30 protein-coding genes are annotated in these 25,752 nt (G+C 30.8%); 7 read left to right on the top strand and 23 right to left on the bottom strand.

What is annotated here, in order from left to right; translation table 11 throughout:
• Position 1 precedes the first annotated feature (1 nt).
• The gene (locus ACEWL1_RS02690; RefSeq protein WP_409231740.1) at positions 2-1,018 is read right to left on the bottom strand and encodes an NAD-dependent epimerase/dehydratase family protein; all 1,017 of its coding nucleotides are present in this window, start codon (positions 1,016-1,018) and stop codon (positions 2-4) included.
• A gap of 83 nt (positions 1,019-1,101) precedes the next feature.
• On the opposite strand from ACEWL1_RS02690, the gene tyrS reads away from it, so the two are divergent.
• Complete coding sequence (tyrS, locus tag ACEWL1_RS02695) at positions 1,102-2,397, top strand: tyrosine--tRNA ligase (protein ID WP_409231741.1); 1,296 nt, start codon at positions 1,102-1,104, stop codon at positions 2,395-2,397.
• A 195-nt stretch (positions 2,398-2,592) separates the two neighbouring features.
• On the opposite strand, the gene ACEWL1_RS02700 is transcribed toward tyrS, so the two are convergent.
• The 4 genes from ACEWL1_RS02700 to ACEWL1_RS02715 form a co-directional block, all read right to left on the bottom strand.
• On the bottom strand, positions 2,593-3,036 hold the full coding sequence (locus tag ACEWL1_RS02700; protein WP_409231742.1) for a YHS domain-containing (seleno)protein: 444 nt from the start codon (positions 3,034-3,036) through the stop codon (positions 2,593-2,595).
• 138 nt (positions 3,037-3,174) lie between these two features.
• Positions 3,175-3,555: a hypothetical protein gene (locus tag ACEWL1_RS02705; RefSeq protein WP_409231743.1), complete on the bottom strand. Its 381-nt coding sequence runs from the start codon at positions 3,553-3,555 to the stop codon at positions 3,175-3,177.
• A 99-nt stretch (positions 3,556-3,654) separates the two neighbouring features.
• On the bottom strand, positions 3,655-3,858 hold the full coding sequence (locus ACEWL1_RS02710; protein ID WP_409231744.1) for a hypothetical protein: 204 nt from the start codon (positions 3,856-3,858) through the stop codon (positions 3,655-3,657).
• 197 nt (positions 3,859-4,055) lie between these two features.
• The gene (locus ACEWL1_RS02715) at positions 4,056-5,030 is read right to left on the bottom strand and encodes a LuxE/PaaK family acyltransferase (protein ID WP_409231745.1); all 975 of its coding nucleotides are present in this window, start codon (positions 5,028-5,030) and stop codon (positions 4,056-4,058) included.
• Positions 5,031-5,200: 170 nt separating this feature from the next.
• Here ACEWL1_RS02715 and ACEWL1_RS02720 point away from each other — a divergent pair, with 170 nt between their 5' ends.
• From ACEWL1_RS02720 to ACEWL1_RS02735, 4 genes are all read left to right on the top strand, one after another.
• A complete protein-coding gene (locus tag ACEWL1_RS02720; protein ID WP_409231746.1) occupies positions 5,201-5,536 on the top strand; it encodes a hypothetical protein in 336 nt (111 codons plus the stop codon).
• Positions 5,537-5,638: 102 nt separating this feature from the next.
• Entirely contained in the window at positions 5,639-7,180 is a 1,542-nt protein-coding gene (gene amaB, locus ACEWL1_RS02725) for an L-piperidine-6-carboxylate dehydrogenase (RefSeq protein WP_409231747.1), read from the top strand.
• A 107-nt stretch (positions 7,181-7,287) separates the two neighbouring features.
• Complete coding sequence (locus tag ACEWL1_RS02730) at positions 7,288-7,872, top strand: peptidylprolyl isomerase (RefSeq protein WP_409231748.1); 585 nt, start codon at positions 7,288-7,290, stop codon at positions 7,870-7,872.
• A gap of 114 nt (positions 7,873-7,986) precedes the next feature.
• On the top strand, positions 7,987-8,367 hold the full coding sequence (locus tag ACEWL1_RS02735) for a hypothetical protein (protein WP_409231749.1): 381 nt from the start codon (positions 7,987-7,989) through the stop codon (positions 8,365-8,367).
• A 32-nt stretch (positions 8,368-8,399) separates the two neighbouring features.
• Here ACEWL1_RS02735 and ACEWL1_RS02740 read toward each other — a convergent pair whose 3' ends face one another.
• From ACEWL1_RS02740 to ACEWL1_RS02825, 18 genes are all read right to left on the bottom strand, one after another.
• Positions 8,400-9,539: an ATP-binding protein gene (locus tag ACEWL1_RS02740; protein ID WP_409231750.1), complete on the bottom strand. Its 1,140-nt coding sequence runs from the start codon at positions 9,537-9,539 to the stop codon at positions 8,400-8,402.
• A 4-nt stretch (positions 9,540-9,543) separates the two neighbouring features.
• Positions 9,544-10,296: an SDR family NAD(P)-dependent oxidoreductase gene (locus ACEWL1_RS02745; RefSeq protein ID WP_409231751.1), complete on the bottom strand. Its 753-nt coding sequence runs from the start codon at positions 10,294-10,296 to the stop codon at positions 9,544-9,546.
• A gap of 137 nt (positions 10,297-10,433) precedes the next feature.
• Complete coding sequence (locus tag ACEWL1_RS02750; protein ID WP_409231752.1) at positions 10,434-11,351, bottom strand: hypothetical protein; 918 nt, start codon at positions 11,349-11,351, stop codon at positions 10,434-10,436.
• A 103-nt stretch (positions 11,352-11,454) separates the two neighbouring features.
• On the bottom strand, positions 11,455-11,946 hold the full coding sequence (locus ACEWL1_RS02755; RefSeq protein ID WP_409231753.1) for a hypothetical protein: 492 nt from the start codon (positions 11,944-11,946) through the stop codon (positions 11,455-11,457).
• 101 nt (positions 11,947-12,047) lie between these two features.
• Positions 12,048-12,911 (bottom strand): ATP synthase F1 subunit gamma, encoded by an 864-nt coding sequence (gene atpG / locus ACEWL1_RS02760; RefSeq protein WP_409231754.1) that lies wholly within the window; start codon positions 12,909-12,911, stop codon positions 12,048-12,050.
• A 58-nt stretch (positions 12,912-12,969) separates the two neighbouring features.
• Entirely contained in the window at positions 12,970-14,544 is a 1,575-nt protein-coding gene (atpA, locus tag ACEWL1_RS02765) for a F0F1 ATP synthase subunit alpha (protein ID WP_409231755.1), read from the bottom strand.
• A 21-nt stretch (positions 14,545-14,565) separates the two neighbouring features.
• A complete protein-coding gene (atpH, locus tag ACEWL1_RS02770; protein WP_409231756.1) occupies positions 14,566-15,123 on the bottom strand; it encodes an ATP synthase F1 subunit delta in 558 nt (185 codons plus the stop codon).
• 7 nt (positions 15,124-15,130) lie between these two features.
• Complete coding sequence (locus ACEWL1_RS02775) at positions 15,131-15,631, bottom strand: F0F1 ATP synthase subunit B (protein ID WP_409231757.1); 501 nt, start codon at positions 15,629-15,631, stop codon at positions 15,131-15,133.
• An 83-nt stretch (positions 15,632-15,714) separates the two neighbouring features.
• Positions 15,715-15,906, bottom strand: coding sequence for an ATP synthase F0 subunit C (atpE, locus tag ACEWL1_RS02780; protein WP_188597916.1), 192 nt, complete (start codon positions 15,904-15,906; stop codon positions 15,715-15,717).
• A gap of 32 nt (positions 15,907-15,938) precedes the next feature.
• Positions 15,939-17,033: a F0F1 ATP synthase subunit A gene (gene atpB, locus ACEWL1_RS02785; RefSeq protein WP_409231758.1), complete on the bottom strand. Its 1,095-nt coding sequence runs from the start codon at positions 17,031-17,033 to the stop codon at positions 15,939-15,941.
• Positions 17,034-17,138: 105 nt separating this feature from the next.
• Positions 17,139-17,552, bottom strand: coding sequence for a DUF6168 family protein (locus ACEWL1_RS02790; RefSeq protein ID WP_409231759.1), 414 nt, complete (start codon positions 17,550-17,552; stop codon positions 17,139-17,141).
• A complete protein-coding gene (locus ACEWL1_RS02795) occupies positions 17,536-17,772 on the bottom strand; it encodes an AtpZ/AtpI family protein (RefSeq protein ID WP_409231760.1) in 237 nt (78 codons plus the stop codon). Before ACEWL1_RS02795 ends, ACEWL1_RS02790 begins: the two co-directional genes overlap by 17 nt.
• Positions 17,735-18,145, bottom strand: coding sequence for a bactofilin family protein (locus ACEWL1_RS02800; protein WP_409231761.1), 411 nt, complete (start codon positions 18,143-18,145; stop codon positions 17,735-17,737). Before ACEWL1_RS02800 ends, ACEWL1_RS02795 begins: the two co-directional genes overlap by 38 nt.
• A gap of 11 nt (positions 18,146-18,156) precedes the next feature.
• Positions 18,157-20,361: a type IX secretion system periplasmic lipoprotein PorW/SprE gene (gene porW, locus ACEWL1_RS02805; protein WP_409231762.1), complete on the bottom strand. Its 2,205-nt coding sequence runs from the start codon at positions 20,359-20,361 to the stop codon at positions 18,157-18,159.
• A gap of 107 nt (positions 20,362-20,468) precedes the next feature.
• Positions 20,469-21,164: an ABC transporter ATP-binding protein gene (locus tag ACEWL1_RS02810; RefSeq protein ID WP_409231763.1), complete on the bottom strand. Its 696-nt coding sequence runs from the start codon at positions 21,162-21,164 to the stop codon at positions 20,469-20,471.
• 26 nt (positions 21,165-21,190) lie between these two features.
• Positions 21,191-22,660 (bottom strand): DUF5687 family protein, encoded by a 1,470-nt coding sequence (locus ACEWL1_RS02815; RefSeq protein WP_409231764.1) that lies wholly within the window; start codon positions 22,658-22,660, stop codon positions 21,191-21,193.
• A 63-nt stretch (positions 22,661-22,723) separates the two neighbouring features.
• Complete coding sequence (locus ACEWL1_RS02820; RefSeq protein ID WP_409231765.1) at positions 22,724-23,413, bottom strand: hypothetical protein; 690 nt, start codon at positions 23,411-23,413, stop codon at positions 22,724-22,726.
• Between the two features lies 1 nt (position 23,414).
• The gene (locus tag ACEWL1_RS02825) at positions 23,415-23,753 is read right to left on the bottom strand and encodes a PadR family transcriptional regulator (RefSeq protein ID WP_409232257.1); all 339 of its coding nucleotides are present in this window, start codon (positions 23,751-23,753) and stop codon (positions 23,415-23,417) included.
• Between the two features lie 203 nt (positions 23,754-23,956).
• On the opposite strand from ACEWL1_RS02825, the gene ACEWL1_RS02830 reads away from it, so the two are divergent.
• Both ACEWL1_RS02830 and ACEWL1_RS02835 read left to right on the top strand, forming a co-directional pair.
• The gene (locus ACEWL1_RS02830; RefSeq protein WP_409231766.1) at positions 23,957-25,000 is read left to right on the top strand and encodes a 2Fe-2S iron-sulfur cluster-binding protein; all 1,044 of its coding nucleotides are present in this window, start codon (positions 23,957-23,959) and stop codon (positions 24,998-25,000) included.
• A gap of 22 nt (positions 25,001-25,022) precedes the next feature.
• Entirely contained in the window at positions 25,023-25,703 is a 681-nt protein-coding gene (locus ACEWL1_RS02835) for a LysE family translocator (protein ID WP_409231767.1), read from the top strand.
• Positions 25,704-25,752 lie beyond the last annotated feature (49 nt).

Genomic DNA, 25,752 nt, shown 5'->3' on the forward strand with positions numbered 1-25,752 from the left:
TTTATTTGACCTTATTTTCTTTTTTATAAATAGCACAAACTTCTTCAATTACCTCTTCTGTTGATTTGAAATTAAATCCGATTTTTTTTATAATTTTTTCTGAAGAATAATATGTTTTTCCGTGTAAAGACTTCACAGAATCTTTGGTAATTAAGCGTTTTTTTCTAGTGATAAAAGTAACCACAGCATCTGCCCTTCTCAAAAAATTTGAAAGCGTTTTAGAAACTCGAATTGTTGGTGGTTTTTTACCAAACTGATTGGCAATGAGTGTAAAAATTTCTCGAAAGGAATTGTTTTCTGCAACTAAAACAAATTGCTCATTTTTTACCGAACTTTGGGTTAATTGAATCATTGCTTTTGCAACATCTTTTACGCCTACAAAACCTGTAACTCCATCCGAATACAAAGAAAACCCTTTAGCAACTTTAGAAAATAATTGTCCGGTGTTTAGGTCCCAAAAACCAGCTCCTAAAATTACTCCTGGGTTTACAATGATAACATCAATTCCTTCTTGACTTCCGCGCCAAACTTCCATTTCTGCGCCGTGTTTTGTAATTGCGTAACCGTTATTATTTGATTCTTTGTTCCATTCGTTTTCTTCGGTTACAATTTCGTTATTAATAGCATTTCCAATAGCAGCAATAGAGCTTACATAACACAATTTTTTTACAGAATTGCTAATGCATTTATTTACAATATTTGCTGTTCCTTCAATATTTATTTGACGCATTTTTCTGTACTCTTTGGCATCAAAAGATACCAATGCAGCTGCATGATACACAATTGAAACGTCTTTAAAAGCTTCGGTTAATGATGGAATGTCCGTAATATCAGCTTGTATCCAATCAATTTTAGAAAAGTGCGAATCTACATCATCTGTAAAATAAGAAAAGATTTTTTTTACAGTTACAAAACTTGTTTCGGTTCTGTAAATTGCTTTAATATTCTCGTTTTTTACCGTTAATTGATATAATAAATGCGAACCAACTAAACCTGTGCCTCCTGTTACTAAAATCATTGCTAAATTCTAAAAATCCTATATGCTAAAATAGTTTTTTTTGTAGGATAAAAGTATCTTTGCACTCTCATAAATTATTACTGATGACAAATTTTGTAGAAGAATTACGTTGGCGTGGATTATTGCATGATATCATGCCAGACACCGAAGAATATTTATTAAAAAATAAAACTGCTGGTTATATTGGCTTCGATCCAACAGCAGATTCTTTACATATTGGTAGTTTAGTGCAGATTATTATTTTAATGCATTTTCAAAAAGCCGGACACTCTTCTATCGCTTTAGTTGGTGGTGCAACCGGAATGGTTGGTGATCCTTCAGGGAAATCAGCAGAACGTAATTTACTAGATGAAGAAACCTTAGCAAAAAATATTGCAGGTGTTAGAGAAAACTTAGAGCGTTATTTAGATTTTGATGAAACTACTTCTGAGAATCCGGCAGAATTGGTAAACAATTACGATTGGATGAAAGATATTTCGTTAATCGATTTTGTTAGAGATACTGGAAAACACATCACCGTAAATTACATGATGGCCAAGGATTCTGTAAAAAAGCGTTTGAACGGAGAGTTTGCAGAAGGCATGAGTTTTACAGAATTTACATACCAACTTTTTCAAGGATACGATTTTTATCATTTATACAAAGAGAAAAATTGTAAACTGCAAATGGGTGGTTCTGATCAATGGGGGAATATTACAACCGGAACAGAATTAATAAGAAGAAAAGCGAAAGGAAAAGCGTATGCAATTACAGTTCCTTTGGTTACAAAAGCAGACGGAACAAAATTTGGAAAAACCGAAGGTGGAAATGTTTGGTTAGACGCCAAAAGAACATCGCCTTATAAATTTTACCAATATTGGTTAAATTCTTCGGATGAAGATTCTGAGAAATACATTAAAATATTTACTTTTTTATCTAAAGAAGAAATTGATGTTTTAATTGCTGAGCATAAAGAAAATCCACATTTGCGTTTGTTGCAAAAGAAAATTGGAGAAGAGGTTACGGTAATGACTCACGGACAAGAAGCGTATGAAAATGCTATAAAAGCTTCAACTATTTTGTTTGGAAAATCTACTTCTGAGGATATTAAATCCTTAGACGAACAAACATTTTTAGATGTTTTTGAAGGTGTTCCGCAAGCAACTGTTAGCAAAGAAGATGTAGAAAATGGTTTAGATATGATTGGTGCTTTGGCAGCAAAAACAAACTTTTTAGCTTCAAATTCTGATGCTCGAAGAGCCTTAAAAGAAAATGCAATTTCTGTAAATAAAGAAAAGGTAAAAGAAGATTATACAATTACTTCTACTGATTTAATTGCAAATAAATATGTGTTATTACAGCGTGGTAAGAAAAGTTATTTTTTATTAAACGTTGAGTAATTTATTATAATACTGTCATTTTGAAAGAGTAATCTCATAAATTATACTTCTATTTTATAAGATTTCTCAATCGCTTAAAAAAGCTCTTTTCGAAATGACATTTGGTGTTTTTTTTGAGTTAAATGTCATTCCTGCGTAGGCAGGAATCTAAACAACCCTTTCTATGGATTTCTGTTTCCACAGGAATGACAAACGTTAATTCTTTTTTAACTTTTCCCAGTTTTTATCAGCCAATGTTTTCAAATCTTCTGCGCCTTCTTTGGTCCAAAGTTTTAAAGTATTTGTTCCCCAAGAATTGTAAAACAAGTATAATTTTCCGTCTCTAATTTCAAATGTTTTTGGATTGATAGCGACTTTTTCTCCGTTTTTACCAATTGCGTATGCGCAATATCCTCCGTATTGTGGCATATATTTTTTTGGTGCTTTTTTAAAGGTTTCTAAATTTTCTTTATTAGAGAACATAAGTTTTACACCATCAAAAGTAGTTTGAAATTTCTTATTTCCTTTTTCTGCTTTGTTGTTAAAATACTCTACAACATCATAGCCTTCGGCGATAAAATCTTTTTTAGTATTATAATCTAGTTGGGCAAAAAAAGGGGTTGAAATCGTAATAAATAGTAGTGTGATAAATTGTTTCATCGAAAGTAGTTTTGAAAATAGTCGATGAAAAGGTTCGTAAATTACAACGAGGGTTTATTATGATTTGATATTGGAATACGTATATAGATTAGCTGAGTTTGGCTAGCAATTAAATTTATACATTCCTAAAGTACTTTTTTATATGATTTCAAAATATTTTTTCACAAAAGCAACCTGTTCATTATCCGTAATATTATCTGCTGATTCTATATCTATTTTGATATTTTTAAAACGTAAATCTTTATTCAAGTAATTGTGTAGTTCTACTTTTGCGTTAGTTGGCCCAAATAATAGTACATGTTCATATTTTAAAATTTGTGCTCCAATTTTGTCGTAAAATTTTTCATGCATTTGTTGTCTTTTATTGTGCATAAGATTTTCGCTTCGAATCAAGGCCTCTTGCTTTGTTTTTGATGTAAATTTTGACACAATAGAACGGCATTCGTTTTTTGAACTGATATCAATCAAATTTGCCGATGAATGATCCATCCAGATACCTAAATTGTTACTGTTTTTCATAATGTTAAGTTTTGGTGTTTTTTGAATTTCTCCAAGAATATTTTCAATAGAAGTTTTCTATTGTCAAAGCTTTGTCAGCATTTATTTGAATACCCTTTTTTAATGATCTTTAGCATAAGTTTTTAATAAATCATTTATAGAATCTAAATAATCTTTCAAATCTTTCTGACTCACACCCTTTTCGGTGTTCAATAAATTTATTGGTATTTCATCCAAGTATTTCATCAACTCAGGAAATTCTTCTTGAATTTTCTCAGTAGTTAAGAAGATTTTTTTACTAAGACTACTACTCTGATGTTCCATTTTTATGGAATATACACATTATATTCTCAAATGAGTTATATAATTGGGTATTTAAATTTGTATCTCGTTTTTGGGAAAAACTTAGTTTTAATTACCGATTTTTACATTGCAACTAATTTACGAATATGTTTCTGTTTTAATAAACTATATTCAATGTTAACAAGTTGTTGCAAAGGTTAGAAACAAACTTAAATCTGCTACAACACCATCAAATTACAACCTCTAATATCCGAATTATCAAAGCGTCCAATAATTTCGAAACTTCCGTTTTGATGTACTTTTCCTAAATCTTGCGTTGCAATAAAAGAACACGAATTGTAATTGGCTAAATCGATGACGTTAATTCCGCCTGTTTTATTTGGTTGTTGAATTGTTAATGCGTCTTCCGTATCGCGTGTTAAGATTTTCATCCAAGGCGGACAATCGAAAACTCCGTTTTCTTTAGAATACGCTTGACTTAATAATTCTGTCATTCCGTATTCTGAATGAATTTGAGAAACGCCAAATCCGTTTTTAAGAATGGTGTGCAATTCTTCACGAATCAATTCTTTTCGTCTTCCTTTCATTCCGCCAGTTTCCATAACGATGGTGTTTTTTAAATCGAATTGATGTTGTTCAATCAAATCTAACAAGGCAAAAGAAACACCAATTAACAACACTTTTTTGTCTGAATGATTTAAGCGAAGTAACTCCTCAGACAATTCTTTTAAATTGTTTAGGTAAAATCCGCTTTCTGGTTGATCAGATTTTTTAATCAAATCATTAACCATATACACCAAAGACGAACCTTTTCGTTCTAAATAATTGGGCAACAATGCCAAAACCGTATATTCTTTTATATTGCCATAAAAATGATGAAAGCCTTTTAAATAACTTTCTTCATACAAAGAAATATCGGTTACAAAATGTTTACTTGTTAGGCTTCCTGTAGTTCCAGAGCTTGAAAAAGTTTCCACAATTTCATCTAAAGAAGAAAGTATTTTTCGAGATTTAAAAAACTGAATTGGCAAAAACGGAATGTCTTTTATTTCGGTAACATCAGAAGGATGAATGTATAATAAATCACAAAAAGAGCGATATACTTTATTATTCTTAAACTGATGTTTAAAAATAGTTAAAGCAACTTCACTAAAGTTTTTTGAGCTATTTATATTAAAAATTATGTCCTTCATATATTGCAAAAATAGTTGATAAAAATATCTTTATAGAAGATTTGTTAATATTGTTAAAATTGTTTTTTTAATTTGAATTTGGTATTATTTTTGTATTGCTAAAACATTATCAATAGCTCTTCTTTCTTTAAAGAAGTATTGTTTTTATTAATCCCCTAAATTAATTTTGTATGAAAAAATACAAACTTACTACGTACAGAACTATAACAGGTTCTAAAGATATTCTTGAAATACCAAATAAAAAATCAGGTCAATGGATTCTTTATAAAAACGATGAGCCTACCTACTTTGTAGACTGTTTTGATTTTAAAGAAGAGTCGAACTTAATACTTAATAATTTAATTCTTAGCGAAAGAAACACCATTGATGATGTACTTAATAAGATTAAGAAAAAGAAAAAAATAAAACTTACTCTAGAAACACCACCACTTCTTGAAATAGAAATAAAATCTGAAATTAAAGAACTAGATTTACAACCCTTACCAGAAGAATGGTTGCATTTTTAATGTTTAATTTTAAACAATCATTTAAATTTTGTTTAATTTATTATCTATTAAATTATTTGTATTTTTGAGGTTCTATTTTAATAATTAAAAAAGAACGACAAAATGAGCGAATTTGGCATAAAAGAAGCCTTACAACAATTAGGTGTAAAAGATATAAATAACGGAACTTCTACAGGTTCAAACAATTTTTCTAACGGAGAAATTATAGAGAGTTATTCTCCTGTTGACGGAAAATTAATTGGTAAAGTAAAAACCACTACAAAAGAAGATTACGAAGTTGTCATGAAAACTGCAACTGAAGCATTTCTATCTTTTAGAAATATGCCAGCTCCACAAAGAGGAGAAATCGTACGTCAATTCGGAAATAAATTAAGAGACTTAAAAGAGCCATTAGGAAAATTGGTTTCTTATGAAATGGGAAAATCTTTGCAAGAAGGTTACGGAGAAGTTCAAGAAATGATTGACATCTGTGATTTTGCAGTTGGATTATCAAGGCAATTAAACGGACAAACCATTCCGTCTGAAAGACCAGGTCACGTAATGAGAGAACAATGGCATCCAATTGGAGTTGTTGGTATTATCTCTGCATTTAATTTTCCTGTTGCAGTTTGGGCTTGGAACACGGCGCTAGCTTGGATTTGTGGTGATGTTTGCGTGTGGAAAGGTTCTGAAAAAGCACCGTTATGTACCATTGCTTGTCAAAATATTATTGCATCAATTTTAAAAGAAAATAATTTACCAGAAGGAATTTCTTCTATTATTAACGGAGATTATAAAGTTGGCGAAATGATGACAACAGATCCTAGAATTCCATTGGTTTCTGCTACAGGATCAACAAGAATGGGAAGAATCGTTGGAGCAACTGTTGCAAAACGTTTCGGAAAATCATTATTAGAATTAGGTGGAAACAATGCCATTATTATTACACCAACTGCCGATTTAAAAGTAGTGGTTCCTGGTGCTGTATTTGGCGCTGTTGGAACTTGTGGACAACGTTGTACTTCTACAAGAAGATTAATTATTCACGAATCGGTGTACGATAAAGTAAGAGATGCCATAGTTGGCGCTTACGGACAATTAACAATTGGAAATCCTTTGGATGAAAAAAATCATATTGGTCCGTTAATCGATAAAGATGCAGTAAACACCTATTTAGCTGCCATAGAAAAAGCAAAAGCAGAAGGTGGAAATGTACTGGTTGAAGGTGGTGTTTTAGAAGGTAAAGGTTACGAAAGTGGTTGCTACGTAAAACCAGCAATTATTGAAGCTGAAAACCACTTTGAAATTGTTCAACATGAGACATTTGCTCCGATTTTATATTTGATGAAATATGCTGGAGATGTAGAAAATGCAATCGATAAACAAAATGGAGTCGCTCAAGGGTTGTCTTCTGCAATTATGACAAACGAATTAAAAGAAGCTGAAAAATTCTTGTCTTATGCGGGTTCTGATTGTGGAATTGCCAATGTAAATATCGGAACTTCTGGTGCAGAAATTGGTGGCGCTTTTGGTGGTGAAAAAGAAACTGGTGGCGGACGCGAATCTGGTTCTGATGCTTGGAAAGTGTATATGAGAAGACAAACAAATACCATCAATTATTCAGACGAATTGCCATTAGCACAAGGAATTAAATTTGACTTATAGTTTTTAATAGTATAGAATAAAAACCCACTCAATTGAGTGGGTTTTTTGTTTAAAACGCGCAATTAAACAATAATGTCTATTTTTATCTAAACAAAAATGAACTATTGATGAAAAAAATTATTTACTTCTGTATTATTATTGCCATGGTTTCATGCAAATCAGAAAAAACATACAATGTTGGACAAATTATAACTCCTAAAGGTGAAATCTTAATTTGGCTGCATGAAGAAACACCAAAACACAAAGCAAGTTTTACACAATTAGCAAATGATGGTTATTGGGATAACTATACGTTTAACCGTGTTATACCAAATTTTGTTGCTCAAGGTGGTTGCCCTGATACACCAGAAGGATTTAATGATCCAGAATATTTATTAGAACCAGAGTTTGATAAAAACTTACGCCATGTTTATGGTGCTGTTGGTGCTGGTCGTGATGATAACCCAAAAATGCTTTCTGCTAGATGTCAGTTTTATATTGTTCAAAATAAAAATGGCTTAAGTAGACTAGATGATAAATACACCATTTTTGGAAAAGTTATTAAAGGTATGGATGTAGTAAATACAATAACAAATATAGAACGCGATTCTACCAATAAACCACTTTCAGATATTTCGCTAGATGTAAATATGATTAAAATGAAAGTATCTGAGTTAGAAAAGATATATCCAGAAGGAATACAAATAAAATAAGTATTAGATTAAACCAAATTAAAAAAAAATAGTCTAAGCATAGATGTCCCAGCTAAAAATAATTTATTCGTATAACTGGTTGTCAAATTTTAAAAAACTTAAAACAATTATAAAATGAAAACAAAACACTTCGTATTTACAATCCTATTTTTTATTGGAGCATTAACAGTACAGGCTCAAAGAGGTGAGCGACCTGATCCAAAAGTACAAGCAAAAACAAGTGCTGATACTTGGCAAAAAGAATTTAGTTTATCTGATGAACAAAGAACAAAAGTGTATGACCTTCTTATAAAGTCTTCAGAAGACAGAACTAAGAAAATGGCTGAATTAAGAGCAAGTGGTGATCGAGAAGGAATGCGCGAAGCTTTTACAAAACTTCAAGCAGACACAGATAAAGGATTGAAAGCAATATTTACTGATGCTCAATGGGTAATGTACGAAAAATGGAAAAAAGACAATCCCCCTAGACAAAGAGGTCGACGTGGAGGTAATTAATTAATTAAAACCAGCTCAATTGAGCTGGTTTTTTAATTGTATTTAACTTTTCGCAATACACGCATGGCTTCTTTATATTTGATATAAGTAGTTTTATCTGCAATATTTTTAATGTATTCTTTTGCTTTTCGTAAGTAATTTTGTGCGTCTAAATGACCGTGTAAATAACAAATTAAATAGTTTGTTGGAAGTCGGAGAACATCTTCGTGTTCGGTAACAGAAAGCGCTGCTCCAGAAATTATCTTTTTTACTATTGCATTGCTGTTCTGATAAATATGCTTAATTATTTCATCATCAAAAGCTGGTGGTTTAAATATTAATTCATTTACAATATCGTGCTTTCCGTTATCTTTAAAATGGATAATCGTTTTTTCTAACGGATAATGTGTTTCGTTTTTATCAATGCCTAGTAAAATATATTCTGTGATAATAAATGAGTGCGAATTGTAACTAATTTGAACTTCATCTAGTGCAGAAAAAAACAACTGAACTTGTTCGTTTATCAATTCGATATCAACTCTAGAAAAAAATTCCTCTCCGTTTATAATCGATTTTTTTCCTGCCCAACACAACACAAATTGCTCGTTAAAAACCTTGTACTGTGGATTGTACTCTTTTTTATGGTTGGTGATAAAATCAAAAACTCCGTTTAGTGTTAATTCAATATTATTTCTTGCATTTTTCTCTATTGCTTCAACAATTTCTTGATTGGTGTTTTTGAGTTCAAAACTTCCTTTTGATGACATTGAATTGCTTCCTCGTCTAAAAAAAACCGAACCTTGTTTGTATTTCCAAGCGTTTTTTGCAAGCGATGTAACTTTATTATTAGGTGAAATGGTAACCAACCCAATTACTTTATGACGCGGTAAAGTTGGAAAAGGAACGTTTTCGTATTGTATTTTTGGAGGATTTGTTAAATATGCATTTGCAAGATTCTGAATTTTACTATCATCAAAAAAATCGACACCAATAATTTTATTTTCTTCGTCTTCAATGCCAATAACGATATAAGAGTTGTTTGCTGGATTCGAATTTGACAACGCACAAACGTGTTTTATAAATTTTGCTTTTCCTTCTTTATTATGTAATGATAACTTTTGCTTTTTGTCATAAAAGCTATTCTCATCATTATGAGACAATAAATTTTTAATCAAAAGGCGTTTGTTAATCATGTTGTTAGCTTCTATTTATAATTGTTGCGCTAGCTTGTGCTGTTGGATACACAATTAAATCTTCAATATTTACATGATAAGGTCTTGTTATCACAAAATAAATAATATCTGCAATATCTTCTGCTTGCAACGCTTTATAGCCAGAATAGACTGATTTTGCTTTTTCTGTATCACCTTTAAAACGAACATCAGAAAACTCAGTTTCTACTGCTCCTGGATGAATTGCACAAACTCGAATGTTTTGTTTGTTTAAATCGATTCTCATTCCTTTGTTTAACGCATTTACAGCATATTTAGAAGCACAATACACATTTCCATTTGGATAGACTTCTTTTCCTGCAATTGAGCCAATATTTACAATAAATCCACTATTTTTTGCTGTCATTTTAGGAATGATTGCTTTAGAAACATATAGCAATCCTTTTACGTTGATGTCTAACATAGCGTCCCAGTCATCAATATCTCCATCTTGAATGGTACTCAATCCATGAGCATTACCAGCGTTGTTGATTAAAATATCTACATCACTAAAATTTTCTGGTAAAGAATTGATTGCTAAAAAAACATCTTCTTTGTTACGAACATCAAATTGTAAAATTGTCACGTCGGTAAGTTTTCCTAATTCTTTTTGAAGTTCTTCTAATCGTTCTTTTCTTCTTCCACAAAGGATTAAACGAATTTGGTTTTTAGCAAACAGTTCTGCAGTTGCTTTTCCGATTCCAGATGTTGCTCCGGTTATAAGTGCAGTTAAACTCATTGATTTTCTTTTTGTTAAAGATACTTGAGTTGGTTTAAAAATCAAAACTAAACCGCATGAAAAAACCGCTCTACCTCTAGAGCGGTTTACTTTAATTGGTTGTTTACACAACCAACTAAAAATCAACTAACCAAACTTTATTTTAAATGTCTTCTAACTTTTGTTTCTCTTTGTATCTTAGTTCGTTTTCTACCGCTGTTCCTTACAGTTGGTTTTGCTTTTCCTCCTTTTAAGAATTGTATAAAACCTCGTCCATTAAATTCATAAGTTGTTTGCGAACTTATGTGGTATAAACTTACTTTACTATCATTAATAACGCTTAACTCAAATTCTTCATTGTCTCCGCCATCATAATTAAGTGTTAAAATCTTTAGGTTGTTATAATTCTGCACATCATATATGTTATAACTACCTACAAAATTCCAATTAATAATATCAATATCTGTGCCAAAAGGATCTTTTGACGAATAGAAAGTGGTGTTATTTTCTGGTGTAAATTGTAAAAACATTTCTTCGTCAAAAGCATTTATAGTTCCTGAATTACTAGTGCTTATTTTTTCCCAAGCAACATATTCTTGCAGAAAATATTCGATGTTTTCATAAAACAATTTATCATAATCAAAATTGTTTCTTTGATATCCAGTTAAATAATAGGAAACATCATTATATGTATCGTCTATTCGTATTTCGTTTGCAGAAATAACAAATACATCAAAATCATAGCTTCCGTCTAAAGTGTGATCTATTTCTAAATAGCCTTTGTATGTATTATAGTTTCCTACTTTAATTCCTAAGCCATTTCCAGTGATTCCTATATCAGCAATATTATTATTTGCATAGAATTGTCCGTTAAAAAAAGAAACTGTAAATGCTTTAGATAAAAACGGAACATCTCCATTTCCTGTCGTTTTATGATAATCTACATACCACAAATCATATTCTGTCATTACTTCTTCAAGTGGAATTTCGTATATATAATCATCATCTAAAAGTGTACATGATGTAAATATAGCTCCAGTAATAAGAAGTATTAAAAGTAGTTTTACTGATTTCATAAGCATTAGTTTTATGGTTATGCTGTTGTAATTTCAAATTACGTGCCAAAAAGAAAAGGCAACCAGATGCTGGTTGCCTTATATACTTATAAATGGTATTTTCTTATGGATAAAAAACAGTGTCTGTTTTTTTAATTTTTGATACTTTATAATAGTAAGTTTTTTTACCAGAAATGTAGCTAACTACTGCTTCATTTGGTTCTAAATTAAATGGAATTGTTTCTCTTTTAATTTTTGGATTATTACGTTCATCACTCATTACCACTCCTCCATTTACAGTAGTTTTTGTTCTAGTTTCTAGAACCATTTCTGCTGAAGTGCTTATGTTGGCTATCACATATTTTTTTCCTTTCCTCTCTGTGGTACTCGCATCTACAACTTTATTGTGAAAATATATTTTCTTAAAAGTAATGTTTGCATCGTTTTCTACACCAATAATTAAATTTGTTCCGCTTACACCAGGTTGCCCGCCAACCCAATTGTGATACGTTGCTCCAAAAACTCTAAAAGGTGCCGATTTAGTTAACTTTAATGTGCTACAACTTGAAAAACTAACAGCTACGCAGAAGAAGAGAAGTAATTTTATTGATTTCATAAATGTCTTTTTATATTCTATTTCAATTGTTATGCCAATTTACAAAAAAAAGAGCTTATCAAAATTGATAAGCTCTTTTAAATATACTTGTAAAATTATATCTAATTGTTTAATGCCTCAGCACCTCCAACGATTTCAAGAATTTCGTTGGTAATTGCAGCTTGACGTGCTTTGTTGTACGTTAACAATAAATCGTCACGTAAATCTGTAGCATTATCTGTTGCTTTATGCATCGCTGTCATTCGAGCACCGTGTTCTGCGGCAAAACTATCTCTAATAGATTTGTACAATTGTGTTTTTAATGACTTCGGAATTAACTCTAAAACAATTTCTTCTTTAGAAGGTTCAAAAATGTAGTCTAAATTTGCATTTACGTTTTCTCCTTCCACAGGTTTTATTGGTAAAAATTGCTCTACAGTTGGTATTTGAGTTGCTGCATTTTTAAACCTATTGTAAACAATTTCTATTTTATCATAGCTACCGTCAACAAATAAACTCATTAATTTTTCAGCAATTACAGAAACATTATCAAAATTTAGGTCATCAAAAATATCGTTATTATTATCAATAACATTGTATTTTTTTGATAAGATTCCATGTCCTTTTTTACCAATAGTAAGCAAATCTACGGTACAATTGTTATAATTATCCTCAATTGTTTTTAAAGTTTCTTTGATTACATAAGAATTAAATCCACCACATAAACCTCTATTAGAAGTAACAACCACAATTAATACTTTAGAAACTTCTTTCTGATTAGAATATGCACCTCCAGCGTCACCATCTAAAGTAGCGCTTAAACTTTGTAACAATTCGGTTAACTTAGATGAATATGGACGCATTGCAGTAATTGCATCTTGCGCTTTTTTCAACTTAGCAGCAGATACCATTTTCATGGCACTTGTAATCTGCATGGTAGAACCAATCGATGTTATCCTATTACGTATTTCTTTTAAGTTTGCCATTCTTTGTTATTTGAATGATGAAATTCTCACTTTCGTAAGAATTACAACTATATTAAGCTTAATATTTGCTTGAAATCTCTTTTGCAGCGTCTTCTAACGAAGCAATAACTTCATCAGTTAATTTTCCAGATTTAATAGTATCTAACACATCTCTGTGCTTAGCGTTTAAATATGAAATATAATCTGCTTCAAATTCTTTAACTTTTTCTACTGGAACTTTACTTAACAAGTTTTTAGAACCTGCATAAATAATTGCAACCTGATCTTCAACTGAGTAAGGATCGTTTTGTGCTTGCTTTAAAATTTCAACATTACGTTGTCCTTTAGAAATTACACTCATTGTTGCGGCATCTAAATCAGAACCAAATTTTGCAAACGCTTCTAATTCACGGTATGCTGCTTGATCTAATTTTAATGTTCCAGATACTTTCTTCATTGATTTAATCTGTGCGTTACCTCCAACACGAGATACAGAAATACCTACGTTAATTGCTGGACGTACACCAGAGTTAAATAAATCTCCGTCTAAGAAAATTTGTCCATCCGTAATCGAAATTACGTTTGTTGGAATATATGCTGATACGTCTCCTGCTTGTGTTTCAATAATTGGCAATGCAGTTAAAGAACCTCCACCTTTTACAATTCCTTTTAAAGAATCTGGTAAATCGTTCATTTCACTAGCAATTTTATCATCATTGATCACTTTTGCCGCACGTTCTAATAACCTTGAGTGTAAGTAAAATACATCACCAGGATATGCCTCACGTCCCGGTGGTCTTCTTAATAATAAAGAAATCTCACGGTATGCAACAGCTTGTTTAGATAAATCATCATAAATAATTAAAGCTGGTCTTCCAGAATCTCTAAAATACTCTCCAATTGCTGCTCCAGCAAACGGTGCATATACTTGCATTGCTGCAGGATCTGATGCATTTGCTGCTACAATTGTAGTATACGCCATAGCTCCTTTTTCTTCTAACATATTTGCAATTGCTGCAACTGTAGAAGCTTTTTGACCAATAGCTACATAAATACAATAAACTGGCTCACCAGCATCGTAAAATTCTTTTTGATTTAAAATCGTATCTAAAGCAACTGTAGATTTACCTGTTTGACGATCTCCAATGATTAACTCACGTTGTCCACGTCCAACTGGAATCATTGCATCAATAGATTTAATTCCTGTTTGTAATGGTTCCGTTACAGGTTCTCTATAAATAACTCCTGGAGCTCTACGCTCTAGAGGCATTTCATAAGTTTTTCCTTCAATCGGACCTTTACCGTCAATTGGGCTTCCTAAAGTATCAACTACACGACCAATAATACCTTCTCCGGCTTTTAAAGAAGCAATTCTTTCAGTTCTTTTTACTACAGAACCTTCTACAACAGATGTTGGGTCTCCTAATAATACAACTCCTACGTTGTCTTCTTCAAGGTTTAATACAATTCCTTCTAATCCACTTTCGAATTCAACTAATTCTCCGTATTGAACATTAGATAATCCATAAACACGAGCAATACCATCACCTACTTGTAATACAGTACCTACTTCGTTTAACGAAGCTTTTGCTTCGAAATTTGTTAATTGTTGCTTTAATATTGCTGAAACTTCAGCTGGTTTAATTGCTGCCATCTTTTATAATTTGATGTAAAATTAAATTTTTGGTATATATTGACTGTTGTCAAATTCTTTTCTTAACTCATTCAGGTTGCTAGAAATACTTGCGTCATACTGCATATCTCCAACACGTAATATAAATCCTCCTAAAATAGCTGGATCAATTTTGTTTTCTATATTCGTTTTATTTCCTGTAAGTTCTATTATTTTCTGTAATATTTTATCCTCTAAACTTTTTGTTAATGGAACAGCTGTGGTAACTTTAGCTGTATCCATGTTTTTTAAGAAATCATAAATGATTGTATATTGTTGCGCAATTTGTGCCAACATAATCATTCTTTTATTTTCTTCTAAAAGGTTAAATAAACCTAAAGTGATTGCATTTACTTTACCTGCAAAAAGAGCATCTAATACTTTCTTTTTATTTGATGCTTTTATTATTGGACTTTTCAACATTGTTTGAAAATCATCACTACCAGAAATAGTTTCGTAAATAAGTTGCATGTCTAAATTTACTTCACTTTCTAAAGACGATTCTTTTGCTAAATTTAAAATAGCTTTTGCGTAACGTAATGCTGGTCTTGCTCCTTTCATACAATTATTAGTTTAAAGTAACGTCTTTAAGCATTCCTTCTACCAATTTAATTTGGTCTTCTTGAGAAGTTAATTCCTTTTTAATTACTGCTTCGGCAATAATAATTGATAAATCACCAACTTCCTTTTTTAAATGTGCAATTGCAGCTTGCTTTTCTTGACCTATTGCAACGATTGCTCCTTCAATTAATTTAGCAGCTTGTTCTTTTGCATCTTCTTTGGCTTCTGAAATCATTTTTTCTTTGATTTCTCTAGCTTCTTTCATCATTGCGTCTCTTTCCGCTCTTGCTTCTTTAACTAGCTTTTCGTTATTCGCTGTTAAGTTTTGCATTTCTTTTTTAGCTTCTTCTGCAGATGCTAAAGCTTTTTTAATACCTTCTTCTCTGTCATTTACAGCATCTAAAATTGGTTTCCAAGCAAATTTCTTTAACAACAAAACCAATAGCACAAACAAAACGCCCATCCATACAAATAGCCCTAAAGAAAAATCGTTTATTAACTTATCCATATTATTATATCTATATAATTTTTATCTCTTGTTTAATAGTAAACAAAAGCTATAACCAACCGTTATAGCTTTTGTTAGTTGTTTTAAGCTGCAAATAAAGCAGCAAATCCGATACCTTCAATTAAGGCAGCAGCAATTAACATTGCTGTTTGGATTTTTCCAGAAGCTTCTGGTTGACGTGCTATAGCGTCCATTGCAGAACCACCAATCTTACCGATACCTAAACCAGCTCCGATAACGATCAATCCTGCTCCAATAAAATTTAATCCTTCCATTATATATATATTTAATTATTAAACATTCAATTTTAGTGATCATCATGTTCTTCTACTGCTGAACCAAAGTACAGTGCAGATAACATAGTGAAAATATAAGCTTGTAGCGCTGCTACTAATAATTCTAATAATGATAAAGCAAATGCCAATCCAAATGATAATGGGCTACCAATCCAGCTTTTAAAAATAAACATTAAACCAATAATACTCATTAATACAATATGACCTGCTGTAATGTTTGCATACAAACGAATCATCAATGAAAATGGCTTGATAACCAATCCTAATAACTCTATCGGAGCTAAAACAATTCTCATTAATTTAGGAACTCCTGGCATCCAGAAAATATGTCCCCAATAATTTTTGTTTGCAGTAACATTTGTCAATATAAATGTAATTAATGCCAACACTAAAGTTACAGCAATATTATTTGTTACGTTTACACCTAATGGAGTTAATCCTAACAAGTTAATAATCCACACAAAGAAAAATACCGTTAATAAATAACTCATGTATTTTCTATAATGCTTTTCTCCAATATTCGGAATTGCAATATCGTCTCTAATATATAAAATAATTGGCTCTAATAAACGACCAACACCTTTTGGTAAAGCATTTTTTTGGTAATTTTTTGCCATTCTTGTAAAAACAAAGAACATTAACAAACCAACTAAAAATATAAATACCACGTTTTTAGTGATAGAAAAATCTAGTGGCTTTGCATTTGTTGGATGCTTTTCTGCATCATAAGTGATGGTTCCTTCGGCATCCGTTTTGTAAATTTTGTTGTGATATACCTTATAGTAGTTTCCTCCAACTTCTGCAACCGTTTCACCATGATGAAACTTAGATGACAAAAACACTTTTAAACCATTGTCCCATAAAATAATAGGTAACGGGGCTCCAATATGATGAACTTCCTTATTATCATCTGTATAAGAGAACAAACCAAAATCATATGAATCTAACAAGTGATGGTTGATGTATTCTTTAATAGAAGCTTTTAAATTCTTTTCTTCTTTTGGTTGGTTTTCAACAGTTGTACTGTCACTGTGTTGAGCCACAGAAACAAACGAAACTAAAAATAGTAAAAACGTAATCTTTTTTATTGAAAATTTTCTTCGCATATCACTCGGATAATAGTGTCTTTAAAATCGGTGCAAAGGTAGGTTTTTCTCTTAAAAATAAAAACTATTTATAACTTTATTTTAAGTGCTAAAATTTCACAGTTATTATCCTTCTTTTTCTGGAAGATTTAAAAGCTTAATTAATGCCAAAGTTTCTATTAGTAGTGCATAAATATAAGGTATAAAAAACGCCATAAACTCTAATCTTGAAATAGTGCCATCTGAATGATAAGAAGGATAAAAAAAGATAAAAAATACAGCAAATTTTAAAAAACTGCCAAACATAAAAAGAAAACCTAATTGATTTTTTTGCCTTACTCTTAAAAAAAATAACACCAAAAAAATAATGATGGCTAACAAACCATTAATAAAATAGGCTAAAACGATCTTAGCATCATAAATTAGCAAGTTGTAGTTTTCTAAAATAAAAGTATGAACAAAAAAAACCAGTAACAGACCAATAATTAATTGAGTAAAAAAATTAACTACTACCTTTTGAGTACTATTCTTCTTTTTCATTTATTTTTTTTAACTGAATCATTAAGCTAATTAACGAGCCTACAAATCCGAAAAGTATAAAAATTAATGTGACGTAGTTTTTTTCAAATTGATAATGAGCATCAATTTTTTTTCCAAAGTAAGCGGCAAAGTAAATGGTAATTCCCATTTGCAATCCAACTCCACTAAGTCTAATAAACTTGTTAAGCGGTTTTTTCTTCGGATTTTGATTGTTGTTCATTTGCGTTGAGTTCTTTTAATGCTCCTTTCATTGTACAAGATGCGTTAAAAGCTGCTCCTGGTTCTACTGATAATTTACCTAAAACTACTTCTCCAGAAATAGATGCCGATGCTTTTATAGTCAGCATTTTGTTCACTTTTAATTCGCCAGAAAATTTACCTTCAATATCAGCATTGTCGCATAAAACTTTTCCTTGAACAGATCCTTCTAATCCAATAATTACTCTTCCTTTTGTTTCTAAAGTTCCTTCTAAAATTCCGTCAATCCTAAAATCTCCTTCAGAACTTAAATCGCCAACAATTTTTGTGTGTTTGGCTAAGATATTTCTTTCCATTGCGTTTGGTTTCTTCTGATTATTTTCTTTATTAAACATTGGGGAATGTTTTAATTTAACTGCTTTATGATTTCTTTTGCTCGCTGCCCTTCTTTGGTGTTTCCGTAATTAAACAACACATATTCTAATGCTTTTTTATACGCTTCTTTCGATTGATATTTACCAATTGCCATGGCTTTAAGCAATTCAAATTTAGCAATTAAATTTGAATCTTTAATTTCTGGTGCTAATTCTATGATTTGAGAAACCACATCTTCAAATTTATCATCTTTGTAGATGTAATACAATTCTTTATAAATTGCTTCGGTTTGACCTATCTTTTTCTCGTCTTGTTTTTTAGGTTTGTTCTGTAATATCTCAGCATACCTAGATGCTGGATACTCTTTAATAATTAACGCTTTGTATTCTGCTGCCTTACTGCTTTTTAATTCTGAATACAATTGGTACAAGTGATATTTTGTTGGCAATAACAACATTTTATCTGGTTTCTCTTTTAACAATCTTTCAAGCCTAAAAATTGCTAAATCTACATCTTTAAATTGCTCTTTATAAATAATTCCGGTTTGATATAGCGCCTCGTTTCTATTATAAATTAAAGAATCAATGGCAGATTTAGTTTGCGGTAAGGCATCTAAATAGGTCTTTAAATTATACTTTGGTAACCATACCGTTGCTTCCTTTTTAGTTGAAGTTGTTGTTGTTACAACTTGCGCTTGTTGCTTGTCAGAAATTCTCCAATTATCCTCTAACGGTCTGTTTCCCCACACTTTTTCAAATTCGTTTTTGCCAAAATTTAAAGATTGTACATTGTAAAAATACCATTTGCCTTTTTTGGTTGATTTTATCGAAGAACCTCCACTAAAAGAACTACCAAATGAAATATTTTTCAACTGTGCTTTTGCTGCTTTTTCATCTGCTTTTTTAAGACTTTCTATATGTTTCTTAAAAAATGTGATTTGTTCTAACTTAGATAAATTGGCTATTTTTAAAACACTATCGTTTGTTTTTAATGTGGCCTCAAATGCCGTTAAAGCTGCTAAATTTTTATGTTTTCTTCTAATTTGTCTGATGCGTAAATCTGTGCTATTTTTTGAAATCTGAATCACACTATCGTAATACGCACTTGCTTGAACAAACAATGAATAGTCAAACGAAATATTTCCTAATTTCTCGTATGTGTAGGTTTTCTGAACAAGATCTCCGTCTGGAATTCTAAGCGAGGTTTTAAAATCTTTTAACGCAATATGTAAACTATCTCTTTTCTCTTCTAACAAGCCTTTTTGATAATACAACGCATCTAAATATCCTCTGTTTTCTCTATCTTTTATAAGTGTTTTAAACTTTGTTATTAAACTAGAAACTGCAGAATCTGATGTGCTTGCTTTTGCTAAATCGATGTTGGCATAAATTTTAAATTTATACGGCGCTTTTTTAAAATTGATCAATCGATTAAAAACAATTGCTGCAGAATCTTTTTTATTTTCTGAACTGTAAATTTGTCCCAACACAAATAGATTTCTTGCAGCTTGTTCTGTGTTTGTTTGCGTTGCAGTTGCTAATGTTAAATGCTCAATTGCACGTTGGATACTATCATTTTTAACATAGGCCATTGCCAAAGCCGTGTGCGCTTCTTCTTTTATTCTTGGGTCTAATTCTTCGTTTTTTAAAACAATTTTTAATGTTTCAATTGCAAACTGATCATTGTCTAATCTGATATTTGTTTTTGCTCTCCAAATTCTTGTTTCATCTATTAAATCTGCATACGGATAATTTATAATCACGTAATTAAACGCTTCAATTGCTGGAATAAATCTTTGAGTATAATACCTAGATTTCCCTAGTAATAAATACGCATCATCAATTTGATTATTGCGTTCTCGCCCACCAATATTCATAGAATGCAACTGAATTGCTTTTACCGCTTTTTCTTCGGCTTTATCAAAAGTGGTGAGTGGTTTTTCTTCTTCATCGTTTGCATCAGGAAATCCTGGGTTTCCACCAAAAGAAGCAATTGAAGTTGATTTTTCTTCAAAAGTAATGGGTTCTATAGAAAGTTGTTCCCAAAAATTATCTTTGTGTTGTTGGTTGATTTGATCTAATCCTTCTTGAAAAGCCAAATTACCATTGTACAAAATATTGTATTTGGTGGTAATTGAATTGTAAGCTCTGTTTACAAAAGCATCTTTTTTTGTGCTACAAGAAATAAAAGCCACTATGGCGATCAAAAAAAGTACGATTGTGTTTTTGTTTTTCATAAAATAGATTCAACATCAAAACTAAAAAAGCTCCTATTCACAAACATATTTTCTGTAAAAATATTGTGAATAGAAGCTGTAAAAATAAGAATAAAAAAAGTAAGAATTTACACCGCGAAATAGCTTTCTAATTCTTTTAAAGTTTCTGTAGATGTTTTGATGTCTTTTACAACGTTTCCTTTATCTAAAACCACAATACGCTCGCACACTTCTGTTACATGACTTAAATCGTGGCTAGAAACCAACACGGTAACTTCGTTGTTGTCTGTTAATTCTTTCAACATCTTTTTTAATCTGATTTGTGTTGTTGGATCTAAATTTGCAAAAGGTTCGTCTAAAATTACCACTTGCGGATTCCCTAAAAGTGCCGCAACAATTCCTGCTTTTTTCTGATTTCCTTTACTTAAATCTCTTAAATATTTCTTTCCTCCAAGAATTTCTCCGTTAAATATTTCTTCGAACTGACTTAAAAAGCTTGTAATATCTGCTTTGTTCATTCCGCGTAAATCGCCAATAAAATCGAAATATTCTTCTGGAGTTAAATAACCAATTAAAAAAGTTTCATCAATAAAAGAACCTGTAAAAGATTTCCAAGCTTCACTTTTATTTACGGTTACATCGTGATTTATAACTTCGCCAGTTGTTGGTCTAATTAAATCTAACAGAATATTAAAAAACGTTGTTTTTCCTGCTCCGTTATTCCCCACTAATCCAAAACTTTGTCCCTTTGGAATTTCTAATTCTTCTATATTTAGTACTTGAGTTGTACCGTATTTTTTTGTGATATTTTTTGAATGTATCATAATTTTTTGTGTCTTAATTTTGTTGCTTATGCTTTTTGATCGAATGCGTGAATTGCTGCATATTTTTCTTGAATATACTTTTTAGCAATCAAATTCATAAAATAATTTTTTGTTACCAATCCTAAAATTCCGAATCCTGCGATAGCAGCAATTCCGGCGTTAAAACCAAATGGCAAACTAAATGCGTAAAACAATCCGATAGGAATTAACATGACCGGTATAATAACAATAAATTGTTTTGCACTTGTTCCTTGTGTGTTTCCAAATCCGCTTGCGTTTAAATCGATTTGTTTTCTGTTAAATGAACCTGCATATAATAAAACCAGCGTGTTAAAGCCAATATTAAAAAGTGCTCCAGCGCCAATCATTAAATAAAATTTTAATCCAAAGTATATATATGGCGTTGCTAAAATGAATAATACAGAAGTTACTACAACCATTAAATACCATTTAGATTCTAAATATTTTCTGTAAGAAAGGTTTTGAGTCATTAGCATTTTATAGTAAGCGCTTTCCCAAGCTGGGATAAACTGACCGTAGTTTAAAACAAATCCACCAGTAACAAATAACGATGCAAAAATTAAAAATCCTGGCATCTTTTCTTCATAAATGGGATTTGTAAAAAATATCAATCCATATAAAACAAAAGCGAAAGACATTAAGAAAACCGTTTTTGTTCTTTTGTTTCTCCAAATCAATCTGATTTCGTTTTTAATAAACGGCGCCATTTCTCCGAATCTGTTTGCCCAAGATAAATCTGCCGTGCTTGCTTCTTTTACTTTTACTTTTACCGCATCATCTAAATACAATTGTTGTCTTAATATTTTTTGATTTACGCTGTATAAAACTGCTAATAATGCAACCGGAATAAGCACATAAATTGGATTTGCAAAAACACCATCAAAAATTGCTTGACTATGAATTGTTACCTCGTAAATATTAAAATATTGTAAAGCTATCGTTCCCATTAAAACAACTGCTAAAGTCCAAAATGCAACATTGTTTTTATTGATAATAAAGTTTAAGAAGTTTGCACATTGTGTGATTAAAATCATAGAAAACAACCAACCCAACGCTCCAGAAACACTATAGTTTTCTGCCATCAATACTATTGAAAACGGAATGTAAAAAAACAATGAGAAAATGTTAAATGCAGAAAACATCGATTTTCCTAATACATAATGCACCAATTTGTTCTTTTTTATAGGAAGAACAAGTAATGGTTTTACATTCATTACTGGTAGTTTTTGCATTAAATACCTAAAAATTAAATCTCCAATAATTGCAAAAAGCAAATAAGAATTAACTACTTGTAACGGATCTGCATCTGGCATTGTTTCTCTAATGATAAAGAAACTACCAATTCCTAATGCGAGGAAAGAAACCATCATGTATAAGGCGAAAAAGCCCATAATAATTTTTAATGCGATTCCTTTTTGCCAATACGAAGAACGGAAATATTGTTTCCATTCTAATTTTAAAAATCTTCTAAACATAATTACTTGGTTAATTGTTTAATGGTTATAGGTATCTAAAATGTCCTTTTTGTTACAAAAAAATTACACCATTGTATATTCTGGATAAGTTTCTGCCAATAATTCTTCTGCTTTTGATGGCATTACAAACGCTGTAATATAAAAAACGATACACATTAAGGTTGCAAAAGCAGCAACTAAAAAGAGTAAATAAAGAGCCATTGTATTAAAATTTACATCTGATAAATTAATGATGTTAAAAATATTGATAAACACCAGTACAGAAAAACCATTTCTTGTTTCTCCAATCATAGATTCTAATAAAAATATTTTTGCTTGCTGTTTTTTCTTTTTACCTCTGCTTTTAAAGAAGTAATACAAATCAACAATTACTAAAATAAAAATGGATGCAATAATTATTTCTTCGGCGTACTTTGATTGAAGAACAGTAAAAAACAGCATAAAAATTAAACTTGTTAAAATTATTTTTGGCAATGTAAACCACTCTTTTACAAAACGTAATAATATTTTCCAATAGCGTTTATTCATCGCTTTTTGCTTTTGTTCCACAACATCCATAAAGCCAAAAACACCAAACTTTTTAAACGATATATCTCTTGCTTCTCTAAATGTTAATTTTGGTTGTGCTTCCCAAATTTGTTCAATATCATTTGCTAAATGATCTACCAATTCGGTTTGTACATCGTAATGATACACAAAATGTTCTCTTGTAAATTTGTAGAGTTCTTCTATTTGAGTTTCTGTTATTTTCATCTTACTTCAAACTAAGTTTAGGATTTACCAAATGCTGCATCGTTTTTAAAAACTCTTGCATTTCTGCCAATTTATTTGCGGTTTCTTTGGTTCCGTGTTCGGTAAGTTTGTAATATTTACGCAAACGATTCCCTATTTTTGCAACCTCAACATCTAACAAACCATCAGCTTCTAATTTATGCAATGCTGGATACAATGCACCTTCTGTAATTTTTAATTCTCCGTTTGTTAATTCTTTTACTTTTTGAGTAATTTCATAACCGTACATTTTATCATTCTGCGCCAACAATTTTAAAATGATGGTTTGTAATGAGCCTTTAAATAGTTTTTGATTTCCCATGTTTTGATGTGTAATCGTCATTCCGAACGAAGTGAAGGAATCTCTTTTTTAAGATTGCTTCGCAAACTCGCAATGACTTTTTCTATGTATCAAATTTATACATAATTTTCTTATGTATAAAACTCTTAGGTAATTAATTTATAGAAACTCTAACAAACTGTTCATGATTTGTTTCTTATTTTTGCATTCTTAAATAAAGATTGATGTCGAAATTTCACAAATTAACAATTCAAAAAATCATTAAAGAAACAGCCAATGCTGTTTCTATTTTGTTTAATGTTCCTGCAAATTTAAAAGAAGAATTTACTTTTAAAGCCGGACAATATATTACGTTAAAAGCAACCATTAACAATAATGAAGTGCGAAGGGCGTATTCTATTTGCGCTTCTCCAAATAGCAACCAATTAAAAGTTGCTATAAAAGCAGTTGAAAATGGCGTGTTTTCTACTTTTGCAACTTCAGTTTTAAAAGATGGCGATGTTCTTGAGGTTTCAGCTCCTGATGGAAAATTTATTTTATCTCCTGAAGCAAATAAAAATTATATTGCTTTTGCAGCTGGTAGCGGAATTACACCTGTTTTATCTATGGTGAAAACAGTTTTAGAAACTGAAAAATCTTCAACTTTTACGTTGATTTATGGAAATAAAACAACAGATAGAACTATTTTTAAAAGTGAACTAGATGCGCTTTTAGAAGAAAATCCAAACAGTTTTAAAGTACATTATATTTTTAGTAAAGAAAATAATGCTGGTTCTCAATTCGGAAGAATCAATAAAGGAATTACAAATTATTTTGTTAAAAATATTTACAAAGAAACAGCTTTTGATGCTGCTTTTTTATGTGGTCCAGAAGAAATGATTAACATTGTTTCAGAAACTTTAAAAGGGAATAACTTTCCAGAAAATGCAATTCATTTTGAATTGTTTACGGCTTCTACAGAAGAAAATGATGTAGAAATTGAAGAAGGAAAAACAGAAATTACGGTATTGTTAGATGATGAAGAAACAACTTTTACAATGAGCAAAACCGACAATATTTTAGCGGCTTCTTTACGTAATAATTTAGATGCGCCGTATTCTTGTCAAGGTGGAGTTTGTAGTAGTTGTTTGTGTAAAATTACAGAAGGAAAAGCGGTAATGACCAAAAATAGCATTTTAACGGATGGCGAAGTGGAAGAAGGATTTGTTTTAGCTTGTCAAGCGCATCCAACAACTCCAAAAATAACAATCGATTTTGACGATGTTTAATAACAAATTGTATCTTTAAAAAATGGATATCTACGATATAAAAAACGCAATACTTTTTGGTTTCTTTCTTTCTTTTATGATCGGACCCGTGTTTTTTATGTTGATACAAACCAGTATTTTAAAAGGTGCAAGAGCTGCAATTATGTTTAATCTTGGCGTAATTTTAGGTGATATTGCGTTTATAATTATTGCTTATTTAGGAAGTAGACATTTATTAGAAAGAATTAAAGACGATCCAAGATTATTTTTTATTGGCGGATTAATTCTTGTAGTTTATGGATTGATAACATACTTTGATAAATCTAACAAAAAGGAAGCAGAAGACACACCGTTGATAGAAATTCCGGTTAGTAATAATTATTTAAAATTATTACTAAAAGGGTTCTTTCTAAACTTTATTAATATTGGTGTTTTAGGGTTTTGGTTAGGTCTAATTGTTGTTATTGGACCAACGTTAGACATGAATCCAAATCATATTTTTTGGTACTTTACCACAATTATTATTAGCTATTTTATTACCGATTTAGGGAAGATAGTACTGGCAAAAAAATTAAAAAAGAAACTAACATCAAATGTGATTTACAAGATTAAAAAAACCATGGGTGTTCTATTAATTATTTTTGGCTTTGGCTTAATTCTAAAAGGATTTATCCCAAAAGAAAAATTAAATTTAGACAACTTTATTGAACAGGTTGAAAAATAAAAAAGCGAGGTTTTTACCTCGCTTTTCTTTTATTTACTAAACTGTAATT

Origin of the sequence: Polaribacter gochangensis, assembly GCF_046224025.1 — a bacterium.
Classification (GTDB): domain Bacteria; phylum Bacteroidota; class Bacteroidia; order Flavobacteriales; family Flavobacteriaceae; genus Polaribacter; species Polaribacter gochangensis.